The organism is Streptomyces sp. CS113 (genome assembly GCF_002188365.1).
In the GTDB taxonomy this organism is placed as follows: Bacteria; Actinomycetota; Actinomycetes; order Streptomycetales; family Streptomycetaceae; genus Streptomyces; species Streptomyces tendae.
Genome location: NZ_KZ195574.1, coordinates 993,048 through 1,006,376 on the forward strand (window position 1 = coordinate 993,048; position 13,329 = coordinate 1,006,376).

10 protein-coding genes are annotated in these 13,329 nt (G+C 70.1%); 6 read left to right on the forward strand and 4 right to left on the reverse strand.

Annotated features, from left to right (window positions below):
- Nucleotides 1-1,307: 1,307 nt before the first annotated feature.
- Nucleotides 1,308-2,024: a helix-turn-helix domain-containing protein gene (locus B9W62_RS04270; RefSeq protein WP_179235335.1), complete on the reverse strand. Its 717-nt coding sequence runs from the start codon at nucleotides 2,022-2,024 to the stop codon at nucleotides 1,308-1,310.
- Between the two features lie 353 nt (nucleotides 2,025-2,377).
- Here B9W62_RS04270 and B9W62_RS04280 point away from each other — a divergent pair, with 353 nt between their 5' ends.
- From B9W62_RS04280 to B9W62_RS04290, 3 genes are all read left to right on the forward strand, one after another.
- Nucleotides 2,378-3,370 carry an Acg family FMN-binding oxidoreductase gene (locus tag B9W62_RS04280; RefSeq protein WP_087805342.1) on the forward strand — a complete coding sequence of 331 codons (993 nt, stop codon included), beginning with the start codon at nucleotides 2,378-2,380 and terminating at the stop codon, nucleotides 3,368-3,370.
- A gap of 182 nt (nucleotides 3,371-3,552) precedes the next feature.
- Nucleotides 3,553-5,079 (forward strand): bifunctional aminoglycoside phosphotransferase/ATP-binding protein, encoded by a 1,527-nt coding sequence (locus tag B9W62_RS04285; RefSeq protein WP_087805344.1) that lies wholly within the window; start codon nucleotides 3,553-3,555, stop codon nucleotides 5,077-5,079.
- A 119-nt stretch (nucleotides 5,080-5,198) separates the two neighbouring features.
- On the forward strand, nucleotides 5,199-7,526 hold the full coding sequence (locus B9W62_RS04290; RefSeq protein ID WP_087805346.1) for a heavy metal translocating P-type ATPase: 2,328 nt from the start codon (nucleotides 5,199-5,201) through the stop codon (nucleotides 7,524-7,526).
- 50 nt (nucleotides 7,527-7,576) lie between these two features.
- On the opposite strand, the gene B9W62_RS04295 is transcribed toward B9W62_RS04290, so the two are convergent.
- Both B9W62_RS04295 and B9W62_RS04300 read right to left on the reverse strand, forming a co-directional pair.
- Nucleotides 7,577-7,975 (reverse strand): DUF302 domain-containing protein, encoded by a 399-nt coding sequence (locus tag B9W62_RS04295; RefSeq protein ID WP_087805348.1) that lies wholly within the window; start codon nucleotides 7,973-7,975, stop codon nucleotides 7,577-7,579.
- 257 nt (nucleotides 7,976-8,232) lie between these two features.
- On the reverse strand, nucleotides 8,233-9,108 hold the full coding sequence (locus B9W62_RS04300; RefSeq protein WP_179235336.1) for a universal stress protein: 876 nt from the start codon (nucleotides 9,106-9,108) through the stop codon (nucleotides 8,233-8,235).
- Nucleotides 9,109-10,068: 960 nt separating this feature from the next.
- On the opposite strand from B9W62_RS04300, the gene B9W62_RS04305 reads away from it, so the two are divergent.
- Both B9W62_RS04305 and B9W62_RS04310 read left to right on the forward strand, forming a co-directional pair.
- On the forward strand, nucleotides 10,069-10,527 hold the full coding sequence (locus tag B9W62_RS04305; protein WP_164141777.1) for a cyclic nucleotide-binding domain-containing protein: 459 nt from the start codon (nucleotides 10,069-10,071) through the stop codon (nucleotides 10,525-10,527).
- Nucleotides 10,528-10,561: 34 nt separating this feature from the next.
- On the forward strand, nucleotides 10,562-11,224 hold the full coding sequence (locus tag B9W62_RS04310) for a CBS domain-containing protein (RefSeq protein WP_164141779.1): 663 nt from the start codon (nucleotides 10,562-10,564) through the stop codon (nucleotides 11,222-11,224).
- A 215-nt stretch (nucleotides 11,225-11,439) separates the two neighbouring features.
- Here the strand turns inward: B9W62_RS04310 and B9W62_RS04315 are convergent, their stop codons facing one another.
- Nucleotides 11,440-12,117 carry a CBS domain-containing protein gene (locus B9W62_RS04315; RefSeq protein ID WP_087811730.1) on the reverse strand — a complete coding sequence of 226 codons (678 nt, stop codon included), beginning with the start codon at nucleotides 12,115-12,117 and terminating at the stop codon, nucleotides 11,440-11,442.
- Nucleotides 12,118-12,326: 209 nt separating this feature from the next.
- Between B9W62_RS04315 and B9W62_RS04320 the strand changes: the two genes are divergently transcribed.
- Nucleotides 12,327-13,319 (forward strand): beta/alpha barrel domain-containing protein, encoded by a 993-nt coding sequence (locus tag B9W62_RS04320; RefSeq protein ID WP_087805354.1) that lies wholly within the window; start codon nucleotides 12,327-12,329, stop codon nucleotides 13,317-13,319.
- The last annotated feature ends 10 nt before the right edge of the window (nucleotides 13,320-13,329 follow it).

Below are 13,329 nucleotides of genomic sequence, written 5' to 3' on the forward strand. Positions count from 1 at the left end.
AAGCCGTCCCTGCCTGACGAGCCCGTCACCGCCGCCGCTGGGACTCACTAGTGATCACGATCTACGGCTGGAGTGCCAACGCGAACTCCAGAGCAGGGTCATCCCGCCATAGCCCCCCGGCGTCCCGCAGAATCGCCTCGAGCGTGCGCAGGATGTTGACCTGATTGCCCCGGCCGACGCCGTCGGGCCCCAACTGTCCAGGAAACGCTCCACCACTATGGGAGTTACGGATATCGGCATCCGTGACCCGCGGCGCGAAACGATATGGACGTTGATGGAGCTGTTGACGTGCTCGCCCGGGGAATTTTCGGTCATCCGGCACTGACGGGGCCGCCACCGCTACGCGCATTCCGCAGCTGCCTTCCGCCCCAACTCCCGGCACGCTTCCGCGACGGACGGCCCCGTCAGCTTCTTCTCCGCACAGATCTGCGTCAAGCGCTCGACTGCATCGTCCCGCGCAGTAAAGCCACCCTCCTCGACCGCTTGCCCGGACCGTTGCGGAAACGGATCGTATACGGCTGCGGGCACAGGGTCGGCTTGGCACAGCCGCAGTCCTTGAACAACGAGCCCATACCGCGGGCGAGCTGACGAGCCACGTGACGCACCTTCCAGACGGGTGCCAGCCATCCGCGCCCAGGGCCCCGCCGCGGCGATCGCCAGGTCAGCAAGCCAGGACGCCCTCGCGCCCGATGCTGACCGTTTGCTGACCTGAGCGGCCCCACAATGCTTCTGACCTGCGCAAACACCCAGATGCTAGATCTTGGACTTGAGAACAGTGCGCAGCACTTTGGACTCCTATGTGACGGCTCCCCGCCAGCTTTCTGCTGGTCAGGGGCGTTATTCACTCTACACCGACACTCCTCACACTCGAAGATGCTGAGGAACATCGATCCCTCTTGGGCAAGAAGGTTCCCCACCTGCGCTTCCGCGGAGAATCCGGCTGACGCCTGCCTCGGAGAGTGCGAGGACCCATGCTGACCAGATGCTGACTTACCTGACGATGCGCCAGGTAGGCACTTCGTTGCACACGGAGGCATCCTCTGAATCGGCCTGGAAGCCGTTCAACGCACCCGTCAGTCTGGGGCTTCACCCGGTGCCGAAGATCAGCGGTCGAGTGGGCCTGCGACTGGCTGATGCCTCACCGGCGCCTGTGAAGCACCCGGTCCGGGCAACCGCGATGCGAACCAGGTCCCGGTGGTGCCCGGTTGCCGTTCGGAGTACAGCTGCCGCGCATCCGCAGAACCGGACCGCCGGTGCACAAGGCCAGAAACGCGCGTCGGACGCGGACCGGCGGACACGGGCGACGCCTACGCTTCCCGTAGGGACTGGATGACGCGGCCACTGACCTGGTGCGGCAGGACACGGACCCACAAGTCGCGCTTTCCCCCCGCCCAGGGGCCGGCCCCGCGCCTTCGTGCCAGGGTCTCCAGCGACTCGTGTTCAGCCGGGTGCTCGGCGGTGCCTGCCAGCAGGACGCTCCAGCCCAAGCCGGTCTGCTCGTCGACGTGGTCGGCCTCGAAGGCGACTGGCTCTCCGGCGCGGATGCCCGCCACGCCGGCCGGATCCGTGCGGTAGACAACGCTTCGCCCGTCCACGAGGAAGTTGACCGGCACCACCACCGGAGCTTCCTTGCCCGGGTCGGCCGTGTAGGAGATCCGTCCGATGCCGTGCGTTCCCAGCCGCTGCCAGCACTCCTGCTCGGACAGCCGCACCAGGACCGGATGCGCGGCCGGCCCTCCCCGACCCGGCGGTGCGTCGGTCCGGCCGGTCGTCAGCTCTTCGTAGGGCATCTCCAACACGACCGCGAGCCGTGCGAGCGCCCCGGGGTCGAAGTCGCCGGCCCGACTCTCGATCTCCCCCAAATACGTCGTGGACATGCCCGCTCGCCGGGCCAGCTCGTCGCGAGAGATGCCCAGCTGCTGGCGCCTCACCGCTATCCGGTCGGCCATACGGCCGGCCTCGGAAGAGGGCTGAGCCCTGTCACCTGACCGTTCTGGATCGGCGTGCACGACTGTCCGCTCCATTCCTTCCGCCTTCCTTCAAGAGGAACAGAAGCACCGTCCGTTCGCCAGCGCAGTGAACCGCGGCGGAGTCGACCGCACGGCGGGTGGCCGGACCCGTTTCCGCACGGGACTCGTGCGCGCCGAAGGTCCCGCGGGCCGGGGCCGGGCGGAACCGATGGGTGGCCCGTATGGCCTTTCCCGCTGACCGCACGCTCGATGAACACTGGAGGTGGCGAAGTAAGTCGTGCGCCGAGACGACCGTGGCACGTCCTGCGGGCGCCGCGAGCACAGAACGGAAGCCGACGGAAGACAACCTCAGCACCCTGATGTCCGGTCGGGGGCCGGGCCGTCGGCGGGGTCACCAGGAGGGCTCCATGGTTCAGGTTCAACTCGACCAGCGGACGGTGACCACCTTGGTGGCCGAAGCCACGGCAGCCCCGTCCATGCACAACGCGCAACCGTGGCGTTTCCGTTTCCTCGCAGCCGAACGTCTCGTACTGTTGCGCGCCGACCCGGATCGGGCCATGCCCCGGTCCGACCCCGGGAACCGGGCGCTGCACATCGGCTGCGGGGCGGCTCTCTTCAACCTTCGCGTCGCCGCGGTGCACGCGTCCCTGGTGCCACGTACCCGATTGCTTCCCGACCCGCGGGACCCGCTGCTTCTCGCGTCCGTTCAGCTGGCCGATCTGTCGGAGGCACCGCAGGAGAAGGATCTGTGGCGGCTGCACCCGGCGATACGACAGCGGCGCACAAGCCGTCACCCGTTCTCCGAGAAAGACGTCCCCGAGAGCGTCCGGGCCACGTTGCAAGCGGCCGCGGCCCGAGAAGGGGCGACTTTGCTCTTCCCAGGTGCGTGGCACGTCGAAACCCTGCTCGAACTGGTCCGCGATGCCGAGAGCCGCGACCTGGTGCGCGCGGAAGGTAACGAGGACCTGGTGCGCTGGACAAGGCTGGGCAGTGGGGTGGACACCGCTGTCGACGGCGTCCCCGCGTACGCCTTCGGGCCGCGCAGGCGGGACGGCAAGGCCCCGGTGCGCGACTTTTCCGGACGTGGGCAGGTGCCCGACCGAGGAGATGCGGACTTCGAGCGCACTCCCCGTCTGGCTCTGCTCGGTACCCGCAGCGACGGACCCAGGGACTGGCTGATGGCCGGCCAGGCGCTGGAACGCGTTCTGCTGGAGAGCACCCTGGCGGGTCTGTCCACGTCCTTGACCTCGCATCCGCTGGAGGACCGGGAGCTACGCCTGCTGGCCCGGGACCCCGGATCAGGGGTCGGCCATGTACAGATGGTGCTTCGTCTGGGCTACGGACCGAAGGGGCCGGCCACGCCTCGACGGCCCGTACCGGATGTATTGAGTATCGGCTGAGGGACGCTCTCCCCCACGCGGGCCGGCCGGCACGGGCGACGCACTGGGCCGGCCACGCCCGGATGCAGCACGAAGGGCGATGAGGTACCCCTCAAGGAGAACGCAGCATGTTCACACAGAGCGGAGGCTGCCTGTGATGACGTCAACCGTCGGTGCGGGCCCTGCCGCACGAAAGGTTCGCTGTGTCTGAGCCGGGGCGCCGCGAGGATCCGGCCGTGGCACAGCGCGCGGACGTCCGCGAGACGCACACCGCGGTGGTCTTCTTCGTGGAAGATCGCGTGTACAAGCGCAAGAAGCCGGTGGATCTGGGGTTCCTGGACTACACCGCCCTGTCGTCGCGTCGCGCCGTGTGCGAGCGCGAGATCGACCTCAACCGGCGGTTCTCTCCGGACGTGTACATGGGCCTGGGCGAGCTCCGTACCCCGGGTGAGCAAGAGGCCGAGCCGCTCGTGGTGATGCGGCGTATGCCCGATGATCGCCGCCTGTCTCACCTCGTACGGACGGGAGAACCCGTCGATGAGGCGCTACGGGCAGTCGCCAGACAACTGGCCGCTTGGCACGCCACCGCGCCCCGTGGTCCCGGCATCGCGGACCAGGGCACACGGGACGCCCTGGCGTCGCGTTGGGAGGCCGGCTTCGCGCAAGTCGACGCCATGGCGACCGAGGGTCCGACGCCGGGCGAGACGGCGGAGGTCGAACGGCTGGTCCGCCGCTATCTCGCGGGACGCAAGCCCCTGTTCGATCTGCGCATCGAACAGGACCGGGTGCTCGACGGGCATGGTGACCTCCTCGCCGACGACATCTTCTGCCTCTACGACGGGCCGCGAATCCTCGACTGCCTGGAGTTCGACGACCATCTCCGGTACGTCGACGGTCTCGACGACGCCGCGTTCCTGGCCATGGACCTCGAACTGCTCGGTGCGCCCGAGTCCGCGGCGTTCTTCCTCACCCAGTACAGCGAGTACTCAGGTGACCCCGCGCCGCCGTCCCTGTGGCACCATTACGTCGCCTACCGTGCCTTCGTCCGAGCCAAAGTGTCCCTGATCCAGGCGCGGCAGGGCGCGCCCGGCGCGCAGGCGGCGGCGCGGCGGCTCGTCCTGATGGCGCTGCGCCATCTGAGGGCCTCGGCCGTCGGCCTGACGCTCGTCGCCGGACTGCCGGGCACGGGGAAGTCCACGCTGTCCGGCGCGCTGGCCGACCGTCTCGGAGCGGTACTGCTCAGCAGTGACCGCCTGCGCAAGGAGATGGCGGGGCTCTCCGCGCAGCAGACCGCCGCGGCCGACTACGGCGAGGGGCTGTACACCCCCGAGTGGACGGCCAGGACCTACGCCGAACTGCTGGAGCGGGCAGCGGCCCTTCTGGCCATGGGCGAATCCGTGGTTCTGGACGCCACGTGGGTCGACTCGGCCCAGCGCGAGGCAGCGCGGCGCACCGCCGAGAACGCCGGCGCCGACCTCGTGGCCCTGCACTGCCACGTGCCCGGTGCCGTGGCAGCTGCCCGCCTGACCACCCGTACCCCCGGCGCGTCCGATGCCGACCTCGGCGTGGCCGACGCCATGGCGGCCGAAGAACAGCCATGGGCCGAGGCGGTCGGCGTCGACACCAGCGGCTCCCTGGGCTCCGCGGTCGCCCAGGCTCTGGCAGCTGTCCGGCCCTGGGGCCCGGACCAGGCCAAGGTGTTCCGGCGTCCCTACATGGAGCCGGGCTGACGTCCGACAACGTCCGACCGTCCCTATGAGGGGCCGATCGTCACTCGCCCCGGGGGACGCGCCGCGCTTCCATGGAAGGAGCGGAACGACGTTGACGCGCCGCACGGACCGAGGTGCCCATGAACCGCTTCCTCCTCGTCGCGCGAGTGCGCAGCTCGACGGCGGCGCTCGCATCCCCCCGACTCGAGCACGGCCTCCTCGTTGTCACGACTGCGGCTCTGGTGGGTGGGGGCGTCGCCCATTTCCTCGACGCCACCGGCCTGGCGGACCTCTTCTGGGGGCTGGGTACCGTGTCCGCCTTCGTCCCCGCGGTGGGCTGGGTACTGGTCGCACTCCGGCGCGGGCACGCGGGCGTGGACCTGATCGCCGTACTCGCGCTCGGGGGCACCCTGGCCGTCGGTGAGTACCTGGCCGGGACCTTGATCGCGCTCATGCTGGCCACGGGCCGCACTCTGGAGGAAGCTGCTCAGCGCCGCGCCTACCACGACCTGCACTCCCTGCTCGCGCACGCCCCTCGCTCGGCACGCCGTCGCACCGACGACGACGTGGTCAGGGTGCCGCTGGGAGAGGTCGCTGCCGGGGACGCACTGGTCGTCGGCCCGGGTGAGGTCGTCCCGGTCGACGGCCGCGTCGAAAGCGCCGAAGCTGTCCTCGACGAGTCGGCGCTCACCGGTGAACCGCTCCAGGCCACGCGGCACCGGGGTGAGGTGGCACGCAGCGGCGCGGTCAACGCCGGCGGCGCGTTCGACCTGCGCGCCACCGCCACCGAACAGGACAGCACCTACGCCGGCATCGTGCGCCTCGCCCGCCAGGCCGGCGCGGAATCGGCGCCGGTGGTGCGGCTGGCGGACCGGTACGCTGCCTGGTTCCTTCCGCTGGCCCTCGCCACGGCGGCACTGGCGTGGCTGGTCAGTGGCTCCGCGGTGCGCGCGGTCGCCGTTCTGGTGGTCGCCACCCCCTGCCCCCTGCTGCTGGCCGCCCCGGTCGCCGTCGTCTCCGGTCTCTCCCGTGCCTCTCGCCGCGGTGTGGTCGTCCGGGACGGTGGAGCACTGGAGAACCTGGGCCGGGCCCGCACCCTCCTGCTGGACAAGACGGGGACCCTGACCGTGGGCCGCCCTTGCGTCCGGGACGTGGTGGCCGCACCGGGTCACGTGCCGACGGAGGTCTTGCGAACGGCCGCCTCGCTGGACCAGTTCTCCCCCCATGTGCTGGCCCAGGCCCTCGTCGACACCGCACGGGACCGGAGACTGGAGCTGTCGGAGCCGACCGAGGTGACGGAGGAGCCGGGTCGCGGGGCGCGGGGCATCGTCGACGGTCACCGGGTCTTCATCGGTCGGGACGACGCCCAGGCGCGGCCGGCCTGGGCGAAGGCGGTCGACAACCGCGCCCTCCTCGACGGAGCGACCGTGACGTGGCTCGCTGTCGACGAGCACCTCACCGGCGCCGTCCTGCTGCGTGACCCCCTGCGCCACGACGCTCCGCACGCCGTGCGTCGGCTCCGGTCCGCCGGCATCGCACGACTGGTGATGCTCACGGGCGACCGAGCGGCCACGGCTCAAGAGGTGGCGGCCGTACTGGGACTCGACGGCGTCCGCGCCGGACTCGGTCCCACCGACAAGGTGGCCGCCGTGCGCGACGAACGTGAACACGCCGTCACGGTGATGGTCGGAGACGGGGTCAACGACGCACCCGCCCTGGCCGCTGCGGACATCGGCGTCGCCATGGGAGCCCGAGGCTCCACGGCGTCCTCCGAGGCCGCCGACATCGTGCTCACCACCGACCGCGTCGACCGCCTTGCCGACGCCGTTGTCATCGCTCAGCGGTCACGCCGTATCGCTGTGCAGAGCGCCCTCGGAGGCATGCTGCTGTCGCTGGCCGCCATGGCCGCAGCCGCTCTCGGCCTGATCCAGCCCACCGTCGGCGCCCTACTGCAAGAGGGCATCGACATCGCGGTCATCCTGAACGCGCTGCGCGCCCTGCGCGCCGGCCGTAGCGAGCAGGTCGTCCTCGCGCCTGCCGCCGAAGCCCTCATCCACCGCTTCGCCGCCGAGCACGACGCACTGCAGGACGTCCTCCAATCAGTGCGCGCCGCCGCGGACCGACTCTCCCGTGCTCCCGGTCCGACGGCCCTCGCGAGCGTCGAGGAGGCACACCGACTGCTCACCGAGCGGCTCCTGCCGCACGAGTACGCCGAGGAGCACGAGCTCTACCCGGCCCTCGCCCCGTCCCTCGGTGGCCCCGAGTCCACCGCCACGATGAGCCGCGCGCACACCGAGATCGGACGTCTGTCCCGCCGCATCGCCACCCACCTGCAGCTCGCCCGCGCCAACGGCGGCCTGGCCCCCGAACAGCTGGACGACCTCCGCTCCTGCCTGTACGGCCTCAACACCGTGCTGCGCCTGCACTTCACCCAGGAGGAGGAGAGCTACTTCTCCTTGGCCCCGTGACGTGGACCCCCGCCGAACCGGCTGTGCTTCCAATGCCCTGCCCGCGGCGGTCAGGGCGCCGATGGCCCGAGTGAACTCAGTGCCGCCTCGAGACGGCGGCCGGCCTCCTCGGCGACCGGCGCCATGGCGTCGAGACCCGTGAGGGTGACCATGGTTTCGGGGTCGATGGCCTCCACAATCACCCAGTCGCCGTCGCCATGGACGACGACGTTGCAGGGCAGGAGGAGCCCTACGGAGCGGTCGGCGTCCAGCGCTCGCTGCGCCAGAGGCGGATTGCAGGCTCCGAGGATCAAATAGGGCTCCATGTCCTGGTCCAGCTTGGCCTTGAGGGTGGCCTGTACGTCGATCTCGGTCAAGACTCCGAAACCCTGGTCGGCCAGGGCCTGGCGGACGTCCTGCTGCACCTGCTCGAAGGGCCCTTCCAGCGTGATGGCGCGGCCGTAACGCATGGTCTTCCTCCCGGCTTCCGAGGCTATTGGAGTACCCGGCGCGCGGACTTCTTCACGCGCGCCCCATGAGAATGGTTCGAGCAGGTCAGGCGCAGGCTGAGGGTGGCGCGGACAAGCCGGTGAGGCCGTCGGAACGCCTCCGTCGACGGGCTACGCGCGGTCTCCCCGGACCGGCAGACGTACGTCGCGACCACGCGGCTCACTTGTGTGAGGGCCCCCGACGCGGCCTCGGGTTCCGAGGCCGCACATCGAAGGCGTCAGGTCGTCTGTGGCACCACGGCGACCGGGCAGGCCGCGTGCTGCAGCAGCGTGTGGGTGACCCGCCCGAGCTGAAGACCGAAGTGTCCCGACCTGTGGCGTGCCCCAAGGACGACGAGGTCGGCGGCGGCCGTCTGGTGGACGAGTACCTTGCGGGCCGGCCCTTCGATCGTCGTCTTGCGCACCCTCACGCCCGGGTGTTCCGCAGCGGCTTCGGCCACCAAAGTGTCGATCAGAGCGGATGCCCGTTGCTCGTGCTGATCCTCGGAGTCTCCGCTCGGTGCCCCGTCGTCGGCGTTCTCGTACGCAGGGCACCGCCAGGCCCGTACGACATCCAGCTCGCAACCTCGTGCATCGGCCTCTCGGAAAGCGAACCGCACGGCCGCACCGCTGGTGTCGGGGTCGCCGGCGCCCAGCAGGACACGCTCGTGGGAGCCGGACAGCGCCGACTTCTCACCCCTGACGACGACCACCGGGCAGTCGGACCGGGAGGCGACGGCGAGGCTGACCGAGCCGAGGAGGGCCCCCTTCAGCTCGCCACGACCTCGTGATCCGGTGACCACGGCGGCGGCGTGCCTGCCTTCGGCCAGGAGGGCGGACACCGCTTCGGCCGGCACCGTGTCGGTTTCGACCGTGAGGCTGGGATCGTATCGCCGGACGCGCTCCGCAGCGGTGCCGACAATGTTCTCAGCCATCACCTGCTCGGAGGGGCGCTCTCGGCCCATCGCCGGCAGTGCTCCCTCGTACCGCTCCCAGAGCGAGGCGTAGACCAAGCGCAATGAAAGCCCACGGCGCTGTGCCTCGTCGACCGCCCAGTCGATGGCCAGGAGGCTGCCGTCCGAGCCGTCGACGCCTACCACCAGGGGAAGTGCCATCTTCCCCACCGCCCTTCTGTCTTCTTGCCGGTTCGCGCAGCCGGGGCTGCACCTTCACGGTGACACCGGGCGCCCGGGTCCGGCAGGGGCGATCGGGTCACTACGAGGGACCTTCGGCCCCAGTGACCGGTTCTCCGGCGGGGGTGTGTCCGCCGCGCTCCGCGGGCCATCACGACGGAAGGCGGCGGATGGGCAGATGGTCACCTTCGCGTTGTTCCCCGTCGCCAGTCACGGAGCTGGGCCGGTCGACCCACCGGGACAGGCCGACTCTGCCCCGTACCGAGGTCGGCGGACCCATGGCCCGCAGCAGGCCCCCGGAGGGATCATGCAGACAGGGGCAGCGCGAGACGAGGCGATCGTGATGGAACGGATCCAGGTGACAAAGCGGCCCCGACCGCCACGACGGCCGGATCCTCCTGACCTGCGCACGCCGTCGGGCCGACGGATGCCCTACTAGGGCCTGTCCCCCGGCTCAGGTCCCGGCGAAGAACGTGGTGCGCCATCGGCGTACGCGGGATCTGGTGCGTGCCTGTGCGAGGCGCGTAGGGCGGCAGCACGATGGGGCCGGTCGGCCCTTCCACCCCGGCGATCCGCGTGGTGTGCTGGAGGTGGCGGGAAGGACAGCAGGGACACGGGGAAACGGTCGGAATCCGTGCACCGTGCGATCAGGATCCGCGAGAAGCGGATGCCCTTCCCCCTCTTGATGCGCCCTGGCTGCACATCCCTTGTGCGGCATCTGCGGCGGCCCGGACCCTCACCCTCTGCCCGGGCCGGGCTGCTCTCTCCGTCGTGGCACCCGGATGGCCCCACTTGCCCGGGGCCGACGGTCCCTCGGCAGTGCCCGGAAGGCCCGTGGTGCCAGGGGCGCACACGCGACAGGCTGGTACCGGGGAAGAGCAGCCGCACAGGGCAGCCGCCCGAACGACCGCTCCCCGAGGACCGCGGGAAGGAGACGAAACGATGACCTCCACAACCACCCTCCCCATAGCCATGCCGGCGCAGCACCGCGAACGTCTGCTGCGACTCGCGCGCGAAGTCTCGTTCCCGTCGGGTGCGCGGCTGTTCGAAGAGGGCCGGCCGGCCGATCGCTTCTGGATCATCCGCACTGGAACGGTCGTTCTGGACATCCGCGTCCCCGACGGCCGCAACGCCGTCGTCGACTCGCTGGGCCACGGCGAACTGCTCGGCTGGTCCTGGCACTTCCCGCCGTACCAGTGGCACCTGGGCGCCGAGGCACTCAGTCCGGTACGGGCCTGGGAGTTCGACGCGAAGACCATCCTGACCGTGAGTGCCGAGCACCCCGAGTTCGGCCGGGCGGTCGCGACCTGGGTCGGACAGGTGGTGGCCGACCGCCTGCAGAAGACGCGCATCCGTCTGTTGGACCTGTACGCCCCGCACGGCAGCGGAATCCTGCCGTGAGTACGGCTCCTCAGACCGGGCCGAGGAGGAAGCCATGCTCAACAGCCCTCACACGGTGAGTGACGTGATGACGCACACGGCCGTGGCCGTGGGTCCACAGGCTCCGTTCAAGGACATCATCGCGCTCATGGACCAGTGGAAGGTCAGCGCCCTGCCCGTACTCGAGGGCGAGGGACGAGTGATCGGTCTCGTTTCCGAGGCCGACCTGCTGCCCAAGGAGGAGTTCCGGGACAGTGACCCGGACCGCTTCACTCAGATGCGCCGCCTGACCGATCTGGCCAAGGCGGGCGGTCTGACCGCGGCGGACGTGATGACGGCTCCGGCCGTCACCGTCCATCCCGACGCCACCCTCGCCCAGGCCGCGCGCGTCATGGCGCAACGGAAGGTCAAGCGGCTGCCCGTCGTCAACGCCGAGGGACTTCTCGAGGGTGTCGTCAGCCGAGCCGACCTGTTGAAGGTGTTCCTGCGCACGGACGACGACATCGCCGAAGAGGTCGGCCAGGAGGTCGTCGCACCGCTCTTCCCCTCACCGGCGGACGCCGTCCGGGTGGAGGTGTCGGACGGCCTCGTCACTCTCAGAGGAAGGGTCAAGGACACCTCGTTGGTGCCCGTGGCCGCCCGCCTGGTGCGCGCCGTGGAGGGTGTCGTCGACGTCCGGTGGAAGCCGACGGACGTCGAAGCCCCGGCCGAGAGATGAAGGGACCCATCGCGTACATGCCCAGCTCGAACTCAGTCCGACCTGCGTCGATGGCGATTCACGTCTACGCGTACGGCGATCACCGCCCCGGAGTCCGTCTCGTACCGGTACGCACCCGTGGTGAGCTTGTCGAGAGCTGACGGACCGCCGCCGGCGATGTCCATGGTGCGACGGACAGGGCGCGAGTGGCCGGATGTTCGCCTTCGCCCCACCCATCACCTGCCCTCCGACGTGTGCCTGTGCTCCTCCTGCATGAGATCCGGTTCCGTGACCGGGCGGTGCCGGGGGCCAGTCAGCGCGCACCGCACGTCCACGACGCCCTCGACCGAGCGCACCAGCCGTTCGGCCAGCGGAACGAGCGAGGTGTCCGGCACCCGGCCGGTGAGGGTGACGACTCCCTCGTGCACCTCCACACGCACCGATCCGAGTCCTTCCGGGAACCGGCTCCCGACGATCTCCCGGCGGACCTCCTCGGCGATGTCGGGATCGGACCGCAGGAACACCCTGAGCAGGTCCGCGCGGCTGACGATGCCCTGGAGTACGCCTTCCTGGTCGACGACGGGGAGGCGCTTGACCCTGTGACGTGCCATGAGGCGGGCAGCCCGGGCCACAGGTGCCTCCGGCTGGACGGTCACGGCGGGAGTGGTCATCAGGTCCTCCGCGGTGACTGCCCTCGCCTTCGCCAGTGCCCCGGGGGTCCGGCTCCGGGGGCCGCGCTTGTGGTCGCTGTCGCGGAATTCTTCCTTGCGCAGCACGTCGGCCTCGGAGACGACGCCGATCACATGGCTTCCGGAGTCGATGACGGGAAGTGCACTGATCCGCTGCGTCTCCATGGTCCTGACGATGTCCTTGAACGTCGCTCCACCGGCCAGGGCGATGACCCTGTGGGTCATGACGTCGTCGACTCTGTAGACGTGGCCGTCCATGGCTTCCTTCCACCTGGGTGAAGAGTGTCCCGACACCTACAGGGTCCGTCACCGTCTCGGCGGACGCATGGGGCCGGGTGGCCACGGGGAGTGGCCGGCTGGCCCTTCCCCACGCCCCGGGTCGCCGGTGAGGCTTGTTGTGACCGGGCACGAGTGGCTACGGGCGGGTGAGGACCATGTCGGATGTGACCACTACGGATCTGTACGAAGTCACCATGGCCCTGTCCTACCTACTCGAAGACATGAGCCGGCCCGCGACGTTCAGTCTGTTCGTGCGTGACCTGCCCCCCGAACGCGGGTTTCTCGTCAGCGCGGGCATCGAACCGGCGCTCGACTACCTCAGCGCCTTCCGCGTCACCTCGGCGGACGTGGAGGACTTCGCCTCCGCGCTGCACCGGCCGTACGCCGACCTGTCCCCGCTGTGCGGGACGACGTTCGCCGGCGAGGTCCGCGCCATACCCGAGGGACGTGTCGTGTTCGCCGGAGAACCACTGCTGGAAGTCACCGCGCCGCTCGCGGAGGCTCAGCTCGTGGAGACCTTCCTGCTCAACCAGGTCTCGCATCAGACGGCCGTGGCGTCGAAGGCGGTACGGTCCGTCCTGGCCGCCGCGGGACGTCCGGTGATCGACTTCTCCCTGCGCCGCACCCACGGGACCTCCGCCGGAATGCAGGCCGCGCGCACGGCGTCGCTCACGGGTTTCGCGGGAACCAGCAACGTGGTGGAAGCCCTCACCCGTTCCGGAGCGCCCATCGACGTGTACGCGGTCGGGACCCGTGTCGGCACGTCGGCGGACGCTCCGTATCTGGACTCGGCGTACAAGCTCGTGGAGTACGACGGCCGCCCGGTCATGAAACTGTCGTCCGCCAAGGTGACGTCGCCAGGATGCAAACAGGTCTTCCGGCGCCCGGGTGGTGACGACGTCATCGCCCTGTGGGACGAACCGGGTCCGGCCGGGGCGGAGCCACTGCTGCGCACGGTCATGCGCAACGGCCGGCGTCTCGGCCCACCGGACACCCTGCCGGAGGGACACGCGCGGCTGACGACGGACCTGGCGAGCCTTCCCGCCGACGCTGTGCGTATCCGGGCTCCCCGGCCGGCAAGAGCCGTGTTCTCCGAACGGTTGTCCGAGCTGACCGAGGGCCTCTCCGAGCGCCTCCGCTCGTCCTAGCCTCCGCTTG